General features: G+C 62.0%; 18 protein-coding genes. 9 read left to right on the top strand and 9 right to left on the bottom strand.

Translation table 11 applies throughout. The features are described from left to right. Positions 1-12 precede the first annotated feature (12 nt). A complete protein-coding gene (locus ACJ8IL_RS18495) occupies positions 13-1,173 on the bottom strand; it encodes a NapC/NirT family cytochrome c (protein WP_442516727.1) in 1,161 nt (386 codons plus the stop codon). Positions 1,174-1,388: 215 nt separating this feature from the next. Then, positions 1,389-1,811, bottom strand: coding sequence for a nucleotide triphosphate diphosphatase NUDT15 (locus tag ACJ8IL_RS18500; protein ID WP_043136420.1), 423 nt, complete (start codon positions 1,809-1,811; stop codon positions 1,389-1,391). A gap of 247 nt (positions 1,812-2,058) precedes the next feature. On the opposite strand from ACJ8IL_RS18500, the gene fruB reads away from it, so the two are divergent. From fruB to ACJ8IL_RS18520, 4 genes are all read left to right on the top strand, one after another. Then, positions 2,059-3,192: a fused PTS fructose transporter subunit IIA/HPr protein gene (gene fruB / locus ACJ8IL_RS18505; protein WP_442516728.1), complete on the top strand. Its 1,134-nt coding sequence runs from the start codon at positions 2,059-2,061 to the stop codon at positions 3,190-3,192. Continuing rightward, positions 3,189-4,130, top strand: coding sequence for a 1-phosphofructokinase (fruK, locus tag ACJ8IL_RS18510; protein ID WP_043136417.1), 942 nt, complete (start codon positions 3,189-3,191; stop codon positions 4,128-4,130). The genes fruB and fruK overlap by 4 nt, the downstream gene beginning before the upstream one ends. Positions 4,131-4,141: 11 nt before the next feature. Then, positions 4,142-5,827: a PTS fructose transporter subunit IIBC gene (gene fruA / locus ACJ8IL_RS18515; protein WP_060433639.1), complete on the top strand. Its 1,686-nt coding sequence runs from the start codon at positions 4,142-4,144 to the stop codon at positions 5,825-5,827. Positions 5,828-5,987: 160 nt separating this feature from the next. Then, on the top strand, positions 5,988-6,581 hold the full coding sequence (locus ACJ8IL_RS18520; protein ID WP_147824030.1) for a DJ-1/PfpI family protein: 594 nt from the start codon (positions 5,988-5,990) through the stop codon (positions 6,579-6,581). 19 nt (positions 6,582-6,600) lie between these two features. Here ACJ8IL_RS18520 and nfo read toward each other — a convergent pair whose 3' ends face one another. Together nfo and ACJ8IL_RS18530 are read right to left on the bottom strand one after the other, a co-directional pair. Next, positions 6,601-7,440, bottom strand: coding sequence for a deoxyribonuclease IV (nfo, locus tag ACJ8IL_RS18525; protein WP_049205268.1), 840 nt, complete (start codon positions 7,438-7,440; stop codon positions 6,601-6,603). Between the two features lie 98 nt (positions 7,441-7,538). After that, entirely contained in the window at positions 7,539-8,612 is a 1,074-nt protein-coding gene (locus ACJ8IL_RS18530; RefSeq protein ID WP_049294862.1) for a YeiH family protein, read from the bottom strand. 192 nt (positions 8,613-8,804) lie between these two features. Between ACJ8IL_RS18530 and ACJ8IL_RS18535 the strand changes: the two genes are divergently transcribed. From ACJ8IL_RS18535 to ACJ8IL_RS18545, 3 genes are all read left to right on the top strand, one after another. Further along, entirely contained in the window at positions 8,805-9,002 is a 198-nt protein-coding gene (locus tag ACJ8IL_RS18535) for a hypothetical protein (protein ID WP_141998550.1), read from the top strand. 97 nt (positions 9,003-9,099) lie between these two features. After that, on the top strand, positions 9,100-9,966 hold the full coding sequence (gene yieE / locus ACJ8IL_RS18540; RefSeq protein WP_025303536.1) for a DNA-binding transcriptional regulator YeiE: 867 nt from the start codon (positions 9,100-9,102) through the stop codon (positions 9,964-9,966). Positions 9,967-10,184: 218 nt separating this feature from the next. Further along, positions 10,185-11,663 carry an amino acid permease gene (locus tag ACJ8IL_RS18545; protein WP_025303535.1) on the top strand — a complete coding sequence of 493 codons (1,479 nt, stop codon included), beginning with the start codon at positions 10,185-10,187 and terminating at the stop codon, positions 11,661-11,663. Positions 11,664-11,708: 45 nt separating this feature from the next. Here the strand turns inward: ACJ8IL_RS18545 and ACJ8IL_RS18550 are convergent, their stop codons facing one another. Continuing rightward, the gene (locus ACJ8IL_RS18550; protein WP_049294860.1) at positions 11,709-12,809 is read right to left on the bottom strand and encodes a GGDEF domain-containing protein; all 1,101 of its coding nucleotides are present in this window, start codon (positions 12,807-12,809) and stop codon (positions 11,709-11,711) included. A 364-nt stretch (positions 12,810-13,173) separates the two neighbouring features. Between ACJ8IL_RS18550 and ACJ8IL_RS18555 the strand changes: the two genes are divergently transcribed. Next, positions 13,174-14,256, top strand: a complete 1,083-nt coding sequence (locus ACJ8IL_RS18555; RefSeq protein ID WP_025303533.1) for a FecCD family ABC transporter permease — start codon at positions 13,174-13,176, stop codon at positions 14,254-14,256. Further along, positions 14,253-15,041 carry an ABC transporter ATP-binding protein gene (locus ACJ8IL_RS18560; protein WP_025303532.1) on the top strand — a complete coding sequence of 263 codons (789 nt, stop codon included), beginning with the start codon at positions 14,253-14,255 and terminating at the stop codon, positions 15,039-15,041. The genes ACJ8IL_RS18555 and ACJ8IL_RS18560 overlap by 4 nt, the downstream gene beginning before the upstream one ends. Before the next feature lie 33 nt (positions 15,042-15,074). Here the strand turns inward: ACJ8IL_RS18560 and ACJ8IL_RS18565 are convergent, their stop codons facing one another. The 4 genes from ACJ8IL_RS18565 to ACJ8IL_RS18580 all read right to left on the bottom strand — a co-directional run bounded on the left by ACJ8IL_RS18565 (position 15,075) and on the right by ACJ8IL_RS18580 (position 20,820). Further along, positions 15,075-16,028, bottom strand: coding sequence for a siderophore ABC transporter substrate-binding protein (locus tag ACJ8IL_RS18565; RefSeq protein WP_197769025.1), 954 nt, complete (start codon positions 16,026-16,028; stop codon positions 15,075-15,077). 55 nt (positions 16,029-16,083) lie between these two features. After that, positions 16,084-18,072, bottom strand: a complete 1,989-nt coding sequence (locus ACJ8IL_RS18570; RefSeq protein WP_060433631.1) for a ligand-gated channel protein — start codon at positions 18,070-18,072, stop codon at positions 16,084-16,086. 244 nt (positions 18,073-18,316) lie between these two features. After that, positions 18,317-19,312: an ABC transporter permease gene (locus ACJ8IL_RS18575; RefSeq protein WP_442516729.1), complete on the bottom strand. Its 996-nt coding sequence runs from the start codon at positions 19,310-19,312 to the stop codon at positions 18,317-18,319. Continuing rightward, entirely contained in the window at positions 19,309-20,820 is a 1,512-nt protein-coding gene (locus ACJ8IL_RS18580) for a sugar ABC transporter ATP-binding protein (RefSeq protein ID WP_060433629.1), read from the bottom strand. The genes ACJ8IL_RS18575 and ACJ8IL_RS18580 overlap by 4 nt, the downstream gene beginning before the upstream one ends. Positions 20,821-20,835 lie beyond the last annotated feature (15 nt).

A 20,835-nucleotide genomic window follows, 5' to 3' on the forward strand; every position in this document is an offset into this window, starting at 1 on the left:
TGCGCTTCTCCCTTAAAGCTTGGCCGGTGCGGCAGGTGGCATGTCGCTGGCGTGTTTTTGTACGTATTGTGTCAGCACGCGCAGCTGTTCCTGCGTCAGCGAGGTGCGCGGCGCCATGCCTTTGATGACGCCGATCCATTGGTTGGCGTTGAAGCGATCGAGCGCGGTCAGCCCGTGGCAGCCGGTGCAGTTGGCCGACATCATGTCCGCGGCGTAGCGCCAGATTTTTTGCTGATCGTCGATCAGCTGCTTGCGCGGCAGCCACACCTGCAGAGAGACCTGATGCCAGACCAGGCCGGTTTCCGCATCGGTCTGGGTGGACGCGGTCTTCAGCTGTTTGCGCGCGTCTTCACCCAGCAGCACGCTGAGGATGCGCTTGCCCTGCGCGGCGTAGAACACTTCGCTGACCCCGTCTTGCTGCCAGCCGCTCACGGTGGCCAGCACCTTGTCGCCCTCCTGTTTCACCACCTGCACTTCGGTGGACGGCATCAGGTTGCCGGCATTATGGCTGTCGTCTGCGCTGAGGAAGAACGGTTCGGTGGCGATGGTGTAGAGGGTGGTGGCGCCCGGTGCGGTCAGCGCTGCGGCCTTGGCCAGCTCGGCGGCGCCAGCCTGGGTTTCGCCGCTCATGTCCGGCAGGATGTGGGCCACGCCTTTATGGCAGTCGATGCAGGTTTCGCCCTGTTTGATCGCCACCGGGTGCTGCAGGCGCGCCTCAGGGCGCTGGGCGGTGATGTCCATGGCGTCGTAGCTGTGGCAGGAACGGCAGGTGGCCGAATCGTTTTCTTTCAGCGTCTTCCAGACCGACTGCGCCATCGCCAGCTTGTGCGCTTCGTATTTTTCCGGCGTATCGATGGTGCCGACCATCTCGCCGTAGATGTCTTTTACCGCGCGGATCTTGGTCCACAGGTAATCGATCGGCTGATGGGGGACGTGGCAGTCGGCGCACTCGGCGCGGATGCCCTTGGTGTTTTGGAAGTGGACGCTGCCCTGATATTCGGCCAGCGGTTGTTGCATGGTGTGGCAGGAAACGCAGAAGGCGGTATCGCTGGTTTTATGGAATACGGTGGCAGTCCCGGCCAACAGCGCCGCGCCGAGGATAATCCCCAGCAGCAAAAGCCATAACCATCCCCACCGGAGCTTTTTTTCAAAGCCAGTCAGTTTTTTGCTCATGGTAAACCCGCTTATAATTATGAATTTAAAATAAAATCTTGCCAAAAGGCCACCGACCGAAGGTCAGAATGCCACGTCGATTGCAGGGGTAATAATAGAAGAGGGTTAACCCCATAGGGTTATCCGTAGTCAAAAAAATGGCGTATATCGCAAAAAATAGCGTTATATTCTAAATTATATAGCGGTGGGGCGGCGCAACACGCGCTCGCGATGGGTCAGGCCGTGGGCAGATAGGCCTGGCCGCTCAGCCACAGGCGGATCGCTGTGCGGCTGGCTTCGAAATGGGGTTCCGGCAGAGAGTCTGGCGCGCACCAACGCCATTCGGCGCATTTTTCGGGTTCTTTCAGCTCGGCTTCGCCGCCGGGGTGATCCACCTGCAGGCAGATAGACACGGTGTGTTTGCCTTCGGCGTGCCAGGTTTGCAGATTGTTGCTGACGCCAACGAAGCGCGGCGGATCGATGATCAACCCGGTTTCTTCGGCAATTTCGCGTTGGGCGCACTGCTCGAAGGTTTCACCGGCATCCAGATGCCCGCCGGGGATCGACCAAAAGGGCGCGTGGGAGCCGCAGCGTTTGCCCAGCAAAATCTCGCCTTGCGGGTTGACGATGATCACCCCGACGCCCGTCACTACATTCATGCTTTTCTCCGTCAGCAAAGTTTCAGCACAGTATGTCATTTTGCTCCGGCGCTGACCAATGCGCCGATGAAAGTGTGCGTAAGCTCAAAAATCTGCAATGGCGAAAGGGAGAAAGCTTGCTTTCATCTTGCGCTGCTTACACACTCCTTGAAACGTTTCAGCGTTATCCGACCGCTTGTGGGCAGCGGGTAACGCTCCTTTTTCTCAATAAAGCTGAAACGATTCAATTCAGCAGGAGAGGAGAATCATGTTCCAGTTGTCACCGCAAGACATTCATCTGGGCGCCGCTGCCGCCGATAAGCAGGGGGCCATCCGTCAGGTGGCCGCCGCGCTGACCGAAGCCGGCTGCGTCAGCGCCGGTTACGTGGACGGCATGCTGCAGCGCGAACTGCAGACGTCCACCTACCTGGGCAACGGCATCGCCATTCCGCACGGCACCACCGATACCCGCGATCTGGTGTTGAAAACCGGCGTGCAGGTGTTCCAGTTCCCGCAGGGCATCGCGTGGGGGGAAGGCCAGACCGCCTATGTGGCGATCGGCATCGCCGCCCGTTCCGACGAGCATTTGGCACTGCTGCGTCAGCTCACCCACGTGCTGAGTGATGACAGCGTGGCGGAGCGGCTGGCGAAAACCACCTCCGCGGAAGAGCTGCGCAGCCTGTTGATGGGCGAACAGCAGAGCGCTGAATTCCAGTTCGACGTTTCGCTGATTGCGCTCGACGTCGCGGCCGACAGCCTGATGACGCTGCAGGCGCTGAACGCCGGCCGTCTGCAAAAAATCGGGGCGGTCAACGCGCAGTTCGTCAGCGATGTCATCACCCGCAGGCCGCTGAATCTGGGGCAGGGCATTTGGCTGAGCGACAGCGTTGAAGGCAACCTGGCCAGCGTGGCCACCGTCAGCCGCCCGGCGCAGGCTTTCGTGGAAGACGGCGAGCCGGTGGCGCTGCTGCTGACGGTGTCGGTCGCCGACGCGCAGCCGCTGGCGGTGCTCAACTACCTCAGCGATCTGCTGCTGGCCAACAAAGCTGAACGCTTGCTGAAGGCGGATGCCGCTGGGGTGCTGGCGCTGCTGACCAGCGACGTGGCGGAAGAGAGCAGCGTGCTGAGCGCCGAATTCGTGATCCGCAACGAGCACGGTCTGCACGCGCGGCCGGGCACGGCGCTGGTCAACGTGATCAAAAGTTTCAACAGTGACATCACCGTCACCAACCTGGACGGCAGCGGCAAGCCGGCCAACGGGCGCAGCCTGATGAAGGTGGTGGCGTTGGGCGTGAAGAAAGGGCATCACCTGCGCTTTACCGCCAATGGAGAAGATGCTGAAGCCGCGCTGAAGGCGATTGGCGAAGCGATTAATGAAGGACTGGGCGAGGGCGCAGCATGAGCAGAAGAGTAGCAACAATCACCCTGAACCCGGCGTACGATCTGGTGGGTTTCTGCCCGCAGATCGAGCGCGGGGAAGTCAACCGGGTAAAAACTGCCGGCCTGCACGCCGCCGGTAAGGGCATTAACGTCGCCAAAGTGTTGAAGGATTTAGGCATCGACGTCACCGTCGGCGGCTTCTTGGGCAAAGACAATCAGGACGGTTTCCAACTGCTGTTCAGCGATCTGGGGATCGCCAATCGCTTTCAGGTGGTGCCGGGCCGCACCCGCATCAACGTCAAGCTGACGGAAAAAGACGGCGAAGTGACCGATTTCAACTTCTCCGGTTTTGAAGTGACATCACAGGACTGGGATCGCTTCGTCAGCGACTCGCTGAGCTGGCTGGGCCAGTTCGACATGGTGGCGGTGAGCGGCAGTCTGCCAGCCGGCGTCGATCCCGACGCCTTTACCGACTGGATGACCCAGCTGCGCGCCAAGTGCCCGTGCATCATTTTCGACAGCAGCCGCGAAGCGCTGGTCGCCGGGCTGAAGGCCTCGCCGTGGCTGGTGAAGCCGAACCGCCGCGAGCTGGAAATCTGGGCCGGTCGCCCGCTGCCGACGCTGGCGGACGTGGTCGAGGCCGCGCATGCGCTGCGTGAACAGGGCATCGCCCACGTGGTCATCTCCCTCGGCGCGGAAGGCGCGCTGTGGGTTAACGCCTCCGGCGCCTGGATCGCCAAACCGCCGTCCTGTGAGGTGGTCAGCACCGTGGGCGCCGGCGATTCGATGGTCGGCGGCCTGATTTACGGCCTGCTGATGCGCGAATCCAGCGAACACACTCTGCGTCTGGCCACGGCGGTAGCGGCGCTGGCGGTCAGCCAAAGCAACGTCGGCGTGACCGATCGTCCCCAGTTGGCCGCGATGATGGCGCGCGTCGATCTGAAACCTTTCAATCAATAGCAGGAGGCAGAATGAAAACGCTGCTGATGGTAGACAGTTCGCTGGGGCAGGCCCGTGGCCACCTGGCGAAACGCATGCTGGAGGCCGCCGCGGCCAAAACTGGCCTGACGCTGGTCGAGTCACTGCAGGACGCCGAACTGGTGGTGGTGGCGGGGCAGGCTGCTCCTGCTGACGCCGGGCTGAACGGCAAATTGGTGTATGTGGGCGATGTCGAACAGGCGGTGCGGGAACCGGACGCTTTTCTGGCGCGTGCCAAGGCCGAAGCTGAAACCTATCAGGTGCCGCAGGCGGCGGCACCGGTGAAAGCCAATGGGCAAAAACGCATCGTGGCGATCACCGCTTGCCCAACCGGCGTGGCGCATACCTTTATGGCGGCCGAAGCCATTGAAAGTGAAGCCAAGAAACGCGGCTGGTGGGTGAAGGTGGAAACGCGCGGTTCCGTCGGCGCCGGCAACGCCATCACCCCGGAAGAAGTGGCGGCCGCGGATCTGGTGATCGTCGCGGCGGACATCGAAGTGGATCTGGACAAGTTTGCCGGTAAGCCGATGTATCGTACTTCCACCGGTCTGGCGCTGAAGAAAACCGCGCAGGAACTGGACAAGGCGCAGGCCGAGGCGGAGGTGTTCCAGCCGCAGCAGCGCGGTAGCGCGGCGCCGGCGGCGAAAAAGAAAGAGGGCAGCGGCCCGTATCGCCACCTGCTGACCGGCGTGTCCTACATGCTGCCGATGGTGGTGGCCGGCGGTCTGTGCATCGCGCTGTCGTTCGTGTTCGGCATCAAGGCGTTTGAAGTCAAAGGCACGTTGGCGGCGGCGCTGATGCAGATCGGCGGCGGCTCCGCCTTTGCGCTGATGGTGCCGGTGTTGGCCGGTTTTATCGCCTTCTCCATCGCGGATCGTCCGGGCCTGACGCCGGGCCTGATCGGCGGCATGCTGGCGGTGAGCACCGGCGCCGGGTTCCTCGGCGGCATCATCGCCGGCTTCCTGGCGGGTTATGTCGCCAAGGCGATCAGCAGCAAGCTGCGCCTGCCGCAAAGTATGGAAGCGCTGAAGCCCATCTTGATCATTCCGCTGGTCGCCAGCCTGATCACCGGCCTCATCATGATTTACGTGGTCGGCACGCCGGTGGCGAAAATCATGGAAGGTCTGACCCATTGGCTGCAATCGCTGGGCACCGCCAACGCCGTACTGCTGGGGGCAATCCTCGGCGGCATGATGTGTACCGACATGGGCGGCCCGGTGAACAAAGCGGCCTACGCGTTCGGCGTGGCGCTGCTCAGCTCTTCGGTGTATGCGCCGATGGCGGCGATCATGGCGGCGGGCATGGTGCCACCGCTGGCGATGGGTCTGGCGACGCTGCTGGCGCGCCGCAAGTTCCCGAAATCCGAACAGGAAGGCGGCAAGGCGGCGTTGGTGCTGGGGCTGTGCTTCATCACCGAAGGGGCGATTCCGTTCGCCGCCCGCGACCCGATGCGCGTGTTGCCGTGCTGCATCGCCGGCGGGGCGCTGACCGGCGCGCTGTCGATGGCCTTCGGCGCCAAACTGATGGCACCGCACGGCGGGCTGTTCGTGCTGCTGATCCCGGGCGCGATTTCGCCGGTGTTGCTGTACCTGGTGGCGATCGCCGCCGGTACGCTGCTGGCGGGCGTAGCTTATGCCCTGCTGAAACGTGCGGAAGTACCGGTTACCGCCGCGGCGTAAGCCTCGCGATACCGCAAAACGCGCAGCCCCGAGCTGCGCGTTTTTGTTTGTGCCTTAGGCAGTTAGCACGATTTACCCCTGGTCAGAAACCACAACGCTTTCTAAGCTGATAGCGCGACTTTGTTCCTGCGAACAAGCAATGACTCAAGGAGATTCATCCGTGGCTAAAAAAGTGGCGATCGTACTCACACCCGGTTTCGCCGATTGGGAATACGCGCTGATTGCCGGCGTTGGCGGCCCGTTTTATGGGCTGGAGGTGGCGTTTTTTGCGCCGCAGGCCGGAACGCTTCGCTCACAGGGCGGGCTGACGGTCGAGGTTGAAAAAAGCGTGGCCGAACTGGCGGATTGGCGCCCCGAGGTGCTGGTGGTGGTCGGCGGCACCCTGTGGGAAACCGAACGGGCGCCGGATATCCGCGCGTTGCTCAACGAGCAGTCTCAACGCGGCGCGACTCTGGCGGGCATTTGCGGCGGGACGTTGGCGTTGGCGCGGGCCGGCCTGTTGAACGGCAGGGCGCATACCTCCAACGCTGCCGAGTTCTTGACGGGCAATGTTGAGGGCTACAGCGGGCAGCGCCATTACGTTGCGAGCGCCGCCGCCGTCGTGGATGACCGTGTCATTACGGCACCAGGCTCGGCGCCGGTCAGCTTTACCACCGCGGTGTTTAGGGCGGCGGGCCTGGATGAAGAAACGCTGCGTCAGTTCGGCGCCATGCTGGCGGCAGAGCACACGGTGGGGGAAACCGCTCGCGCATAGGCGAGCGGCCAAGGGAGGGTTACTGCTGTGCTTTCAGCCAGGCGATCTCTTCCGCCCAGATATCCGGGTTTACCGTTTCCAGAATCAGCGGAATATTGTCGAAGCGCGGATCGCGCATGATGTAGCTGAACACCGTTTTGCCGATGTTGCCTTCCCCCAGGCTGTGGTGGCGGTCGACGCGGCTGTTGAACTCGCTCTTGGCGTCATTCAGGTGCATGCCGCGCAGGTAGTTGAAGCCGACGATGTCGCCCAACTGCTTGAAGGTGTGCTCGCAGTCTTCTTCGGTACGCAGATCGTACCCGGCGGCGAAGGCGTGGCAGGTGTCGATGCAAACGCCGACGCGGCTCTTATCTTCCACGCCGTCGATGATCGCCGCCAGATGTTCGAATTTGAAGCCCAGGTTGCTGCCCTGGCCGGCGGTGTTCTCGATCACCGCCGTCACGCCAGCGGTTTTATCCAGCGCGATGTTGATCGATTCGGCGATGCGCGCCAGGCACTTGTCTTCATCGATTTGCAGCAGGTGGCTGCCGGGATGGAAGTTCAGCAGCGTCAGCCCCAGCTGTTCGCAGCGCTGCAGTTCGTCGATAAACGCCTCGCGCGATTTTTCCAACGCCTCGGCCACCGGGTGGCCCAGATTGATCAGGTAGCTGTCGTGCGGCAGGATCTGCCCCGGCCCGAAGCCGTACTGGGCGCACGCGCTCTTGAACTTATCGATCACGTCGGCGGCCAGCGGTGCGGCCTTCCATTGACGCTGATTTTTGGTGAACAGGGCGAACGCGGTCGCCTCCAATTCGTGCGCGCGGATAACCGCCTGATCCACGCCGCCTGACGCGCTGACATGTGCACCGACAAACTTCATCTTCATTCTCCTGTGTTATCGGTGACATTATGGCATTGATGGCGGGCGGATTGAATGGCGAAAAGCGGCGGCCCGCCGAAGCGGACCACCGAGGGGGATTACAGCAGGTGTTGCACCAGTTGGTTTATCGCGCCGCCGCCGACCAGCAGCCAGACGAACAGCAGCGTCGCCAGCAGAATCGGTTTCATCCCGGCCTGGCGCACGGCGCTGATGTGGGTGGTCAACCCCAGCGCCGCCATCGCCATCGCCAGCATCCAGGTATCGGCGGTGATCAGATGGCGCACCAGCGCGGCCGGCAGCAGGTTGAAGGAGTTCAGCCCGGCGACCGCGATAAACAGCACGGCGAACCACGGAATGGTGATGGCGGATTTTTCCGCCTTGCCTGCGCTGCCGCGGCTGATGTAGCCCGACAGCAGCAGCAGGAACGGCGCCAGCATCATCACGCGGATCATCTTGGCGATCACCGCCGCATTTTCGGCGTCCGGCCCGATGGCGTGCCCGGCGGCGACCACCTGAGCCACTTCGTGGATGGTGGAGCCGGCGTAAATGCCGAAGGTTTCCTGGCTGAACGGCAGCCACTGGAAGTGTTCATTCAACTGATACAGCCAGGGATAAACGAAAATAGCCAGGGTGCCGAATACCACCACGGTCGAGACCGCTACCGCCACTTTGCTGGAATCGGCCTTCAGCACCGGCTCGGTGGCCATCACCGCCGCCGCGCCGCAAATGCTGCTACCGGCGCCGATCAGTATCGCGGTCTGGCTGTCGATGCCGAACACTTTCTTGCCGAGCCAGCAGGCCAGCAGGAAAGTGGTGATCAGGGTCAGTGCGTCGATGATGATGCCGCTGGCGCCGACATCGGCGATCTGCTGAAAGGTCAGCCGGAAGCCGTAAAGGATAATCCCCAGACGCAGCAGCCGCTGTTTGGCCAGCTGTACGCCGCTGTGACAAACGGTTTGCCAGCGGGGATACAGCGTGTTGCCCACCAGAATGCCGAGCAGGATCGCCAGCGTCAGCGCCCCCAGCCCCAGCTCCGCCACCCAGGGAATATCGCCGGCCCAGACGGCCAACGCGGTGAGCGCGCCGGTCAGCGCCAGCCCCGGCACCAGCCGTGGCAGGCCAAACAGCGGAAAGCGTCGCTCGGGATAGGTGTGAGTGGTATCAGTCGCCATAAAAGTCAGTCCTTCAGTCTGTTTCTTGCTGCTAAGAGTACGTTTGGGCTGAATAAAAGAGAAATTGATTATATATTTATAACCTATCTGAATAAGTGGTATGGGATCAGGCATTGGCATAACGCCGCATTGCGGCTAGGGTGTGGAGGAGCGGCGAGCCGCCGTCAACTTTCCAACTAACAGGAGCAGGCGATGGATACCGACGATCAACGCAGAGAGCAGGTAGATCAGGAAGTGGGGCGCGCGGTGCGGCGGTTGATTGAAGAAAACAAGGCGATCGACCGCGATCACCTGGTGGCGATGCTGCAATTGATACTGCGGGACGAAGCCGGCACGCCGCGCGAGCCGGTGCTGGTCGCGGCGGCGCAGCTGGTCGCGTTGGGCAAATAGCGCGCCGATCTGGCCGCAAACAGGGTAGCCTGGCCGGGCTGCCCACATCACCATGTTGGGTTCTCTGGCAGAACCTTCTTTCAATACCGGGACGGCTATGCATATCACGTTGCGTCAACTGGAAGTTTTCACCGAAGTGCTGAAAAGCGGTTCGACCACTCAGGCCTCGGTGGTGCTGGCGCTGTCGCAGTCGGCGGTCAGCGCGGCGCTGGCGGATCTGGAGGGGCAGCTGGGCGTGCAGCTGTTCGATCGCGTCGGCAAACGGCTGGTGATCAACGAGCACGGCCGGTTGCTGTATCCCAAGGCGCTGGCGCTGTTGGAACAGGCGGGGGAGATAGAGCAGCTGTTCCGCCATGACGGCGGGGCGCTGCGCATCGCCGCCAGCAGCACCATCGGCAACTACATGCTGCCGGAGATGATCGCCCGTTACCGTCGGGATTTTCCGGCCACGCCGCTGGAGCTGAACGTTGGCAACAGCCAGGACGTGATCGTAGCGGTGGCGGATTTTCGCGTCGATTTGGGGCTGATCGAAGGGCCTTGCCATATGCCGGAGCTGGTGACGCAGCCGTGGCTGGAGGACGAGCTGGTGGTGTTTGCCGCGCCGGACAATCCCTTGACCCACCAACCGCCGACGCTGGAGGCGCTGGCCAATGCGCCTTGGATCCTGCGCGAGCGTGGTTCGGGCACCCGCGAGGTTCTGGATCATCTGCTGTTGGCGCACCTGCCGCACTTCCAGCTGGTGATGGAACTCGGCAACTCGGAGGCGATCAAGCACGCGGTGCGGCACGGTATCGGCATCAGCTGCCTGTCGCGGCGCGTGGTGGCAGAACAGCTGGCCAGCGGCGCACTGGTAGAACTGCCGGTGCCGCTGCCGCCGCTGCGGCGCACCCTGTACCTGATCCGCCATCGGCAAAAGCACATTTCCAACGCCTTGCAGCGTTTTCTCAGCTATTGCGCGCTGTAATCGACAGCGCGTCACGTCCTCTGCTGCTGCGCAGGCTGAAGAAAGCATAAAAACCTGCGCGCGCTCACATTAATGAGAGTAAGTAAGGCCATAAGGGCCGCGGCTAATAATTGCCTCTGAATTATGAAGCTATCTTATATCAGTGCAATGTTGCTAGTTCACCGGCGGGTATTTGTTACAATCCGCCCTCATTTTTTCAAAGAGCAGATAGGGTACGAATGGCTCAGCAGGATATAAAAACATCGGGGCAGCAAGCACCCGGATTGCGCCGCGAGCTGAAAGCCCGGCATTTGACCATGATCGCCATCGGCGGCTCCATCGGCACCGGCCTGTTTGTGGCCTCGGGGGCCACGGTTTCTCAGGCAGGCCCCGGCGGGGCGCTGCTGTCTTACGCTCTGATCGGTTTGATGGTGTACTTCCTGATGACCAGCTTGGGCGAACTGGCGGCCTTTATGCCGGTCTCCGGTTCATTCTCCACTTACGGCGCCAAATACGTGGAAGAAGGCTTCGGCTTCGCGCTGGGCTGGAACTACTGGTACAACTGGGCGGTGACCATCGCCGTTGACCTGGTGGCCTCGCAGTTGGTGATGAACTACTGGTTCCCGGACACCCCAGGTTGGATCTGGAGCGCCTTGTTCCTCGGTCTGATGTTCCTGCTGAACTACATTTCGGTGAAAGGGTTCGGCGAGGCGGAATACTGGTTCGCGTTAATCAAGGTCAGCACGGTGATTATCTTCATCGCTGTCGGTGTGCTGATGATCGTCGGCATTCTGAAGGGCGGCGAGCATGCCGGTTGGCAGAACTGGACGGTAGGAGACGCGCCGTTTGCCGGCGGCTTCTCGGCGATGATCGGCGTGGCCATGATCGTCGGCTTCTCGTTCCAGGGCACCGAGCTCATCGGTATCGCGGCCGGCGAATCGGAGAATCCGGGTAAAAACATCCCGCGCGCAGTGCGTCAGGTGTTCTGGCGTATCCTGCTGTTCTATATCTTCGCCATTCTGATCATCAGCCTGATCATTCCGTACACCGATCCGAGCCTGCTGCGCAACGACGTGAAAGACATCAGCGTCAGCCCGTTCACCCTGGTGTTCCAGCATGCCGGCCTGTTGTCGGCGGCGGCGGTGATGAACGCGGTGATCCTGACGGCGGTGCTGTCGGCCGGTAACTCGGGCATGTACGCATCGACCCGCATGCTGTACACCCTGGCATCGGAAGGCAAGGCGCCGCGCATTTTCGCCAAGCTGTCGAAAGGCGGCGTGCCGCGTAACGCGCTGTATGCGACCTGCGTGGTGGCCGGCCTGTGCTTCCTGACGTCAATGTTCGGCAACCAGTCGGTTTACCTGTGGCTGCTCAATACCTCGGGCATGACCGGTTTCATCGCCTGGTTGGGCATCGCTATCAGCCACTACCGTTTCCGTCGCGGTTACATGCTGCAGGGGCGCGATCTGAACGATTTGCCGTACCGTTCCGGGTTCTTCCCACTGGGGCCGATCTTCGCCTTCGTGCTGTGCCTGATCATTACCCTGGGCCAGAACTACCAGGCCTTCCTGCAAGATAAGATCGACTGGTATGGCGTGACCGCGACCTACATCGGCATTCCACTGTTCCTGCTGATCTGGTTCGGTTACAAGCTGTCGCAAGGCACCCGTGTCGTGAAGTACAGCGAAATGGAATTCCCGAAGATGGACGTGAAGTAATTTTCGGTGAGTGATACGCGGCGGGGGTTCCCGCCGCGTTTGGCTTTACTTTTTCCCGCCTTTGGCTTCCGCCAGCGCCTGCTGCGCCGAACTCATCAAATCTTCCACCGTCGCATAATGCTGCGTCAGTGCCACAATGCCAGCGTTGAGCTGCATGTTCACCTCGCCGAACGCGCCAAAATCGTAAGGTGCCTCCAGCGGCGGCACGATGCGCGCCAGGAACTCGCTTTCCGCGCCGTAGGGCAGATCGTGCACCAGAATCAAAAACAGGCCGCCGGTATAGCGGCAGACGTAGTCGCTCGGGCGGATCAGCGTCTTGAGACGCTCGCCGACGGTGCGCAGTACGTCGTCGCCGATCTGGACGCCGTGGCTTTGGTAGAGCGCCGCCAGCGGACCAAACTCAAGAATGAACAGGTGAGAGATCGTCTGTGCCGCTGCGGGGCGGCAGATGCTGCGCATCACCACCTCGCCGCCCGCTCGGTTGAGGAAGCCGGTCAGGCGATCGCGGTGCGACGCCTGCTGCTTCTCCCAGGCCAGCGTGACGTGCTGCACCAGTTGGCGGTGGTAGCGTGCGATCATACCGTGGGCCAGCACCAACCACAGCGGCGCGAGGTCCGCCAGGACAAACAGATTTTGCACGCGCGACAGCGGTGCCGCCAGCAGGTAAGGCAGCGTCAGCGCGATCACCTCAAGCAGCGCGAAGCGTGGCGCGGCGGCGTGGCGCTGCATCAGCCAGCAGGCCAGAGCGGTGATGGTGAGGCCGGCGAAAAGTATTAAAACGAAGCGGCCCGACAGCATCGCCAGCGCGGCGCTGGCGCCGACCAGCAGCGTCCACAGCAACACCGTCACCAGCATGGCGTCCGGCCAGGCGGGTTGACGCCGGCGCGCCAGCCAGGCTCGCCCGGCGGTCAACAGCAGCAACAGCAGCAGCAGGCCGATACCGACCAGCGGTCGGTTCAGCCAGGCGTACCCCACCAACAGCGCGACCGGCCCTGCGGCATTCAGCCAGGGAGTGAGAGGAGAGGGCGTCAGCGTGAGACGCAGCTGGCGTTGAAACGGCTCGTCATCGGCCTGCAGCGGGCTGTATAACAGCCAGTTCAGCAGCGCCGGACGTTTGGGCGTTGTCGCCGGAGATGGACTTCTCATTACAGCCTCGTCAATAAGGCCGCTCTTGCGGCGGCCTGAAGGTTTTTTGCACGCGCGGTGCTGTGGCTTTGGATTCTATGTGGTTTTGCCGTTATTTGTCAGAGTCTGGTCGGATCAGGGATCACTTTCAGAATAATGAACCTACTGGCCGCTGGCGGGGGTAAGCGTGGTGGTTTGAAAAATGGCGTGTAAAAACAAATTTTTACATTTATATAACGCTGTTTTCACCGATTGATATGATTGATAAGTATTATCGTTTGCTTTATTGTGGACGGCTGCGCGCAGGCTGCTGCCGCACACTTTCCGGTTCACGGCGGACGCCTTCGCGCCGCTGTCATGATGGTTGTAACAGGTATCTTAACGAATGAGCGTATCCACCGATCCCATGACTGACGCCAAGGGGCAACCCAACGCCGGCGTGATGGGGCGTTATCAGCATATTCTTCGCCATCGCCTGATGATGATGGGCGTGTTGGCACTGGCGATCCTGGGCTCGCTGCTGCTGGATTTCACCATGGGGCCGTCCGGCCTGTCGCTGTCGTCCTTATGGCACACGCTGCTTGACCCCGCCGCGGCCGATGCCGGCACGCGGGTGATCGTCTGGGACATCCGATTGCCTTACGCGCTGATGGCGGTGGTGGTGGGCTTTGCGCTCGGCCTGGCCGGGGCGGAGATGCAGACCATCCTGAATAACCCGCTGGCCAGCCCCTTTACCCTCGGGGTCTCTTCCGCCGCGGCCTTTGGCGCCGCGCTGGCGATCGTGCTTGGCATCGGCATTCCGGGGATTCCCGACCAGTGGTTCATCTCCGCCAACGCCTTTATCTTCGCGCTGTTCGCTGCGCTGATGCTCGACGGCATCACGCGCTGGACGCGGGTCGCCACCTCCGGCGTGGTGCTGTTCGGCATCGCGCTGGTGTTTACCTTCAACGCGCTGGTCTCGATGATGCAATTCATCGCCAGCGAGGACACGCTGCAGGGGCTGGTGTTCTGGACCATGGGCAGCCTGGCGCGCGCCTCGTGGGACAAACTGGGCATTCTGTTCGGGGTGTTCGCCGTGCTGCTGCCGCTGTCGATGATGAGCTCGTGGAAACTGACCGCGCTGCGTCTGGGGGAAGACCGGGCGGTGAGCTTCGGTATCGACGTGCGTCGTCTGCGTTTGACCACGCTGCTGCGCATCAGCATGCTTTCGGCGCTGGCGGTGGCGTTCGTCGGGCCGATCGGCTTTATCGGCCTGGTGGCGCCGCACATCGCCCGCATGATCTTCGGCGAAGATCACCGTTTCTACCTGCCGGCCAGTGCGCTGATTGGCGCGCTGGTGTTGTCGATGGCCTCGGTGGCGTCGAAAAACCTGGTGCCCGGCGTGATCATTCCGGTGGGCATCGTCACGTCGCTGGTCGGGGTGCCGTTCTTCCTGAGCATTATTCTGCGCCATCGGGGGAACGTATGATCCAGGGTTTACGGATAGAAAACTTCTCGGCGGGCTACCCGAAACGCCAGGTGATCGACAATCTCTCGGTGCCGATGCTGCCGCGCGGGCAAATCACCGTGCTGCTGGGGCCGAATGGCAGCGGCAAATCGACGCTGCTGCGCTCGCTGGCCGGGCTGAACCCGGCGCAGGGCAAGCTGTGGCTGGACGACGGCGATCTGATGCAGATGCCGTTCGCCCGTCGGGCGGAGAAAGTGGTGTACCTGCCGCAGTCGCTGCCTGCTGGGGTGCATCTGCACGTGCTGGAGTCGATCATCGTGGCGCAGCGCGCCTCGGGCGGCCGCAGCAACGCCGGCAGCGAAGCGGAAGTGATGGCTTTGCTGGAACAGCTGGGCATCGCCCACCTGGCGCTGAGCTATCTCGATCAGCTGTCCGGCGGCCAGAAACAGCTGGTGGGGTTGGCGCAGTCGCTGATCCGTCAGCCGTCGCTGCTGCTGCTGGATGAGCCGCTGAGCGCGCTCGATCTCAACTACCAGTTCCACGTGATGGATTTGGTGCGCCGCGAAACCCGCAAGCGCAATATCGTGACGGTGGTGGTGGTGCATGACATCAACATCGCGCTGCGTCACGGCGACCACGTGCTGATGCTGCAGGATGGCGATCTGATCGCCGATGGCGCGCCGGATCAGGTGATTACGCCGCAGAGCCTGGCGCGGGTCTACGGCGTGCGCGGGCGCATCGAGCGTTGCTCGCAGGGCACGCCGCAGGTGCTGATAGACGGTCTGGTGAACCAGCCGACGATTTAACCCAAGAAAAAGCCCGGCATCGCCGGGCTTTCTTTATCGCGCAGCGTGGTTTAGGGCCTCGCTCACGCGTTCGACGACGTGCTGGGCGGTGACGATGCCGCCGGACAGATACACCTCGGCTGCCGGCAGGTAGACCACCTGGCCTTTTTTCACCGCCGTGGTTTTCTTCAGCGCGGTGCCGGTGAGGATTTTCTGCGGTGCCACCGCGTTCGGCCGCCCGGTCGCGGCGTCTCTGTCGATGACGAACAGCCAGTCAGGATTCAGTTTGGCGACCTGCTCAGGCGTCAGCTTGTTGCCGCGCACGTCTTTTTCGTCGGACTGCAGCGCGGACGCGAAGCCGAGGGCGTCATAGACGAAGCTGAAACGGCTCTTGGGCGCGTAAGCGCTGATCTTGCCGCCGGAGAACAGCACCACCAGCCCACGCCCGGCCTGGGTGGCCTGTGGTTTGACTGCGGCGATCTGCGCATCCAGCTTATCGATCGCCGCCTGCGCCTGTTGCTGCTTATCGAACAGCTCGCCCAGCTGCAGGGTGCGCTGTTTCAGGCTGCCCAACTGATCCTGCTGATCGACGGACATGTTCAGCGTCGGTGCCAGCGCGTTCAGCTCGTCATAGGCTTTGGACGCCCGGCCGGCGATCAGGATCAGGTCCGGCTTGGCGGCGCGCAGCACGGCCATATCCGGTTCGAACAGGGTGCCGGCATTGAGGTATTTGTCATCCTGATAGCGCTTCAGGCTATCCGGCAAGTTCTTGCGGTTGCCGGGCAGCGCCAGCGGTTCGACGCCCAGCAGCTGCAGCGTTTCCAACGACGCGTAATCCAGCACCACGATGCGCTGCGGGTGCTTCTTCACCTCGGTGCTGCCGTTCAGGTGCTGGACGTTGACGGTGGCCGGGGTAGCGGCTACCGGCGTATCGGTTTTGCTGTGGCAACCCGCCAGCGCCATTGCGGCCAGCAGGGCGATCATCAGGGGGGAGCGGCGTAATCTCATGGAGCTTCCTCACGGTGATGGAATGAAAAGGGCGCGCAGTGCGCGCCCAAGGGCATCAGAAGTTGTAGGTCATGCCGACGGTGTAACGGCGGCCGTCCAGCGTGGTACGGTAGTGATCGTAATCCACGGTTTTGTCGAGGATGTTGTAAACCCCGCCGGTCAGCTGCAGGTTTTTCGCCGCCTGGTAGCTCAGGCCCGCATCGACGAAGGTGTAGGATGGCGTGCTGGTCGCCATCGAGGTGCGGCTCAGATATTGTGAGGTTTTGCTGCGGAAGTTAACGCGCGACCACAGGCTGAGGTCCTGCGTGGCACGCCAGTCCAGCACGGTATTCAGCATGTGCTTAGGCATCTGGTTGAGCGCCTTGCCCTGGAACTCGCCGCTCTTCTGCTCGGAAGAGGTGTAGGTGTAGTTGGTGTTCCACTTCCAGTCTTTGTTGATCTGCCAGCCGAAGGTGGCCTCTACGCCGCGCATATTGGCTTTGTCGACGTTGACGCGATCGCTGATAAAGTCGTAGGACGTGCCGCCGATGGTGCAATCCGGCGTGTCTTCACAGCGGCGCACTTCGGTGATTTTGTCTTTAAAGTCGGTGTTGAAGACCGTCACGCCGGCGTTAACGCCTTTCAGGCTATCCCACATCAGGCCGATTTCTTCGCTCAGGCTCTTCTCTGGCTGCAGATCCGGGTTGCCGACGATGATGCCTTTACGCACGCCGCCGCCGGTGACCTGCCCCCAGTTAGGGGAGGATTGGCGCAGATCCGGCGATTTGTAACCGGCGGAGACGCCGCCTTTCAGCGTCCACTGTTCGGTCAGGTGCCAGACACCGTACATGCGTGGGGTCCAGTGGCTGCCGAAGTTTTCATCACGGTCCATACGGATGCCGCTGGTCAGGCTAAAGTCGTTGGTCAGCGCCCATTCGTCTTCAGCGAACAATGCCCAGCTCCAGCGCGTCAGCTTGCTGAGACCTTGAGCCGATTCAAGCTGGTTGCCACCGTCGCCCAGTTTTTCATAGCGGTATTGGCCGCCGAGGTTCAGCATGTGGGAACCCAGCTCGAACTGGTTCTGGGTGTTGAAGATGGTGTTGTAGGCCTTCATGTTACGGCCCGGGTTACCGGTTTCTTCGCGCTGCACGTAGCTTGTGGAGTTGCCGAAGTCGTAATAGCCGTTGTGGGTCAGCGCGTAGTTGGTGCGAGTGTATAGGCTTTCGCTGACCTCGGTTGGTGTGCACTTGCCTTTGCTGCAGCGCTCCGCCACTACCGATTTGCCCGGCGTGCTGTTGCGATCCTGCAGCGAGCGGCCGATTTCGAAATCGAATTCGTTTTTCTCGTCCGGCGTCAGGGTGAACACCGCGGTGCCGCTGCGCATGCGCTGTTCGTTGTAACCGTTGACGATTTTATCTTCCGCGCGGCGCGACAGCAGGCCGTTGACCCGCAGGCCGAGCAGGCCTTCAACCAGCGGGCCGGAGGCGTAGGCGTTGGTCTGGAACAGATCGCCGGAATCGCGGTTTTCCTGAACGGTGGCGTCACCGTGCAGCGAGCCTTTCCACTCGGTGCGTGAGGTTTTGCGGGTGATGACGTTGATCACGCCGCCCATGGCGTCGGAACCGTACAGCGAAGACATCGGCCCGCGCACCACTTCGATGCGTTCGATGGCTTCCAGCGGCGGCAGCCAGCCCTGTTCGATGCCGGCGTTGTCGCTGTTCGGGCGGGTGCTGCGGGTGTCGACGCGCTTGCCGTCCACCAGGATCAGCGTGTACTTGGAGGACATGCCGCGGATGCTGATGTCACTGCTGCTGGCGCCGCCAGTGACCACCACGCCCGGCACGTCTTTCAGTGCATCGGTCACGTCGCGATAGGCCTTATCTTCGATCTGCTGGCGCGGGATCACCGAGATGGACGCGGCGGAGTCCTGAATTTTTTGCTGGAAGCCGGAGGCGGTGACGACCATGGTGTCCTGGGTGTCGTTCTGCGGCGCGGCCAGTGCGGCGGTGGCGCTGAGTGAGGCAATCACCAGAGCGGCGAGCTTGCTGTAACGTGGCGTTTCCATGAGGTGAACCTTTCCTGGATTGAAGTGAAAGTAATTAACCAATTGAATTTCTAATGAAATTATTCATCGTTCGCTGAGAAATACTTCGCTTCGTCAGCGTTGCGTGAGGGTATTGTAAGGATTTTTTACTGAATGTAAACGCTAATGATAATTCATATCATTTGTATGCTTGTTCTACTGACGGGAAAGGGTAACCGGATGAATTAAAGGGAAAAGCGGCGCAGCGGGCGTGCGCCGGGGAGGATCAGCGTTTCTGGATGTAGGTGATGGCCAGCGCCAGCGCCAGCACCAGGCCTTTGATAATATCCATGGCGTAGTAGGGCACCGACAGCATCACCAGGCCGTTTTGCAGTACGCCGAGGATCACTGCGCCGATCAGGGTGCCGAGCGCATTGGGTTTGCCGGAGCCCGCCAGCGAGAAACCGATATAGGCCGCCGCCACCGCGTCCATCAGATAGCCGCCGCCGGCATTGACCTGCGAAGAGCCGATACGTGACGCCAGCAAGATGCCGCCAAGCGCCGCCAGCCAGGAAGAAATGACGTAAGCGGCAACCCTGTAACGTACGGTGCGGATACCCGACAGACGCGCAGCCTCGGGGTTGCCGCCGATGGCGTACATCCGGCGGCCGTGCTTGGTCAACGAGAGGAACAGCTGTACCGCCACGGTGACCGCCAACATGATCAGCACGATCACCGGCACCTGGCCGAGGGCGGAAAACACCTCCGAGATCAGGCCTTCCGCCATGTCGCCATTCGGCAGCACCATGTTTTGGGTGATGGAACCGCCGTAGCTGTAGGTCATCGCTACGCCCTGGATCACGAACAGGCTGGCCAGCGTCGCCAGCATATCGGGAATTCTGAACACCACGATCAGCAGGGCGTTGAACAGGCCGACCAGCGTGCACAGCAGCAGCGTCACCACGATGGCGCCGGTGGTGCCGAACCCGTGCCAGACGAACAGTGAAATCACCAGCGCGTTGGCCAGCGAGGCGGTCGAGCCGACCGAAAGATCGAAACCGCCGACCGACAGCGAGATAGAGACGCCGATGGCGATCACCGTCACGATGGCGATCGAACGCAGGATATTGATGATGTTATTGGCATCGAGAAAGTTGTCCGACGCCAGGCCAAACAGGGCGATCAGTGCCGCGACGGTCAACAGCATGCCCCACTTGTAGAGGAAATCAAACAGCTGTTGACGCCAGGGCAGCGCAGGCCGCAAGGCAAATTCTTTACTCACGCAGGGGTTCCTCCGGTGGAATAGAGCAATAAGGTTTCTTCGTCGATGTCGGCGGCGTTCAACTCCGCCACGATGCGGCCGTCCCACAGCACGCAGATGCGATCGCACAGGCCAATCAGCTCGGCGAACTCGCCGGAGGCGTAAATCACGCCTTTGCCGGCGTGAGCCAGGCCGTCGATCAGGCTGAACAGCTCCTGCTTGGCCTTGATGTCCACGCCCTTGGTCGGCTCATCGAAGATCAGCACCTCGGCGTTGCCGCGCAGCCACTTGCCGATCGCCACTTTTTGCTGATTGCCGCCGGACAGGCGTGCCAGCCGCTGTTGCGGGCCGGAGGCGCGAATGTTCAGACGCTGCATGATCTCGCGCGCCCAGCGCAGCTCTTGCCGCCGGCTGAACAGGCTCCAGCGCGAGAAGCTGTCGTCGGCGCTGACGCTCAGGTTCATCGGGATCGCCTCATCGATGAAAATGCCCTCTTTGCGGCGCTCTTCCGGCACCAGCGCCAATCCTTGTTCGACCGACAGGTGCGGCGCGCGTGGCGCCCAGGGCTGCCCGCGCAGTTCGCCGCGCTCGAGCTGCACGGTGCTGGCGCCGAACAATGCCTTGCACAGTTCGGTTTTGCCCGCTCCGGCCAGCCCGGCGATGCCGAGGATCTCTCCTTCATGCAGCCGCAGCGAAACGTCGCGCAGCTTATAGCGATCGCGCAAGCCCTCCACCTGCAGCAGCTTACGCCCAGCGTGCGGCGGGCGCGGCGGCGGGAAAATGTCGTCCAGCCGATGGCCGAGCATTTTCTCGACGATCTGTTCGCCGCTCAGCCCGCGCATGGCGTCTTCGCTGACGCGCCGCCCGTCGCGCAGCACCGTCAGCCGATCGCAAATATCGCTCAGTTCGTGGATGCGGTGAGAAATGAACACGATGCCGATGCCTTCGGATTGCAGGCGGCGCACCACGTTAAACAGGCGCTCGCTCTCGGCGCGATCGAGCGGCGCGGTCGGCTCGTCGAGCACCAGAAAACGGCAGCGGTGCGACAGCGCGCGCGCCAGCAGCACCTGCTGTTTTTCCGCCAGCGTGCAGTCCGCCAGGCGTCTGCGCGGGTTGAGCGGCAGCGCCCATTGCTGCAGCAGCTGCGCGGCGCGGCGGTGCAGCTCCGCCCAGTTCAGCCAGTGGCCCGGCTCGTTCAGCCAGTCCAGCATGATGTTCTCCGCCACCGACAGCGTGGGGATCAGCGCGACGTCGACCTCTTGCTGTACCACGTGGATGCCGTGGCGGCGCGCCTGCAGCGGGGAATGAATTTCCACTGCCCGGCCGTCGATCAGGATCTCGCCGCGGTAGTGATCGTGGGCGCCGGAGAGGATCGCCATCAGCGTCGACTTGCCCGCGCCGTTGGCGCCGACCAGCGCATGGATTGAACCGCCCTGCAGCGTGAAGTCCACGTCCTGCAGCGCGTTGAAGCCGGCGAAGGCGATCGAGATATTGCGCATCTCGAGGCGCGAAGGCGTTGCGGTTGACATAGGGTAGTAAGGCCG

The sequence above is a fragment of the Serratia sp. CY47444 genome (assembly GCF_052168635.1).
GTDB classification, from domain to species: Bacteria; Pseudomonadota; Gammaproteobacteria; order Enterobacterales; family Enterobacteriaceae; genus Serratia; species Serratia bockelmannii.

Bases quoted from the DNA above. Each gene is read 5' to 3' on its own strand.
- ACJ8IL_RS18495 (WP_442516727.1), bottom strand. From the start codon at position 1,173: ATGAGCAAAAAACTGACTGGCTTTGAAAAAAAGCTCCGGTGGGGATGG.
- ACJ8IL_RS18500 (WP_043136420.1), bottom strand. From the start codon at position 1,811: ATGAATGTAGTGACGGGCGTCGGGGTGATCATCGTCAACCCGCAAGGC.
- fruB (WP_442516728.1), top strand. From the start codon at position 2,059: ATGTTCCAGTTGTCACCGCAAGACATTCATCTGGGCGCCGCTGCCGCC.
- fruK (WP_043136417.1), top strand. From the start codon at position 3,189: ATGAGCAGAAGAGTAGCAACAATCACCCTGAACCCGGCGTACGATCTG.
- fruA (WP_060433639.1), top strand. From the start codon at position 4,142: ATGAAAACGCTGCTGATGGTAGACAGTTCGCTGGGGCAGGCCCGTGGC.
- nfo (WP_049205268.1), bottom strand. From the start codon at position 7,440: ATGAAGTTTGTCGGTGCACATGTCAGCGCGTCAGGCGGCGTGGATCAG.
- ACJ8IL_RS18530 (WP_049294862.1), bottom strand. From the start codon at position 8,612: ATGGCGACTGATACCACTCACACCTATCCCGAGCGACGCTTTCCGCTG.
- ACJ8IL_RS18535 (WP_141998550.1), top strand. From the start codon at position 8,805: ATGGATACCGACGATCAACGCAGAGAGCAGGTAGATCAGGAAGTGGGG.
- yieE (WP_025303536.1), top strand. From the start codon at position 9,100: ATGCATATCACGTTGCGTCAACTGGAAGTTTTCACCGAAGTGCTGAAA.
- ACJ8IL_RS18545 (WP_025303535.1), top strand. From the start codon at position 10,185: ATGGCTCAGCAGGATATAAAAACATCGGGGCAGCAAGCACCCGGATTG.
- ACJ8IL_RS18550 (WP_049294860.1), bottom strand. From the start codon at position 12,809: ATGAGAAGTCCATCTCCGGCGACAACGCCCAAACGTCCGGCGCTGCTG.
- ACJ8IL_RS18555 (WP_025303533.1), top strand. From the start codon at position 13,174: ATGAGCGTATCCACCGATCCCATGACTGACGCCAAGGGGCAACCCAAC.
- ACJ8IL_RS18560 (WP_025303532.1), top strand. From the start codon at position 14,253: ATGATCCAGGGTTTACGGATAGAAAACTTCTCGGCGGGCTACCCGAAA.
- ACJ8IL_RS18565 (WP_197769025.1), bottom strand. From the start codon at position 16,028: ATGAGATTACGCCGCTCCCCCCTGATGATCGCCCTGCTGGCCGCAATG.
- ACJ8IL_RS18570 (WP_060433631.1), bottom strand. From the start codon at position 18,072: ATGGAAACGCCACGTTACAGCAAGCTCGCCGCTCTGGTGATTGCCTCA.
- ACJ8IL_RS18580 (WP_060433629.1), bottom strand. From the start codon at position 20,820: ATGTCAACCGCAACGCCTTCGCGCCTCGAGATGCGCAATATCTCGATC.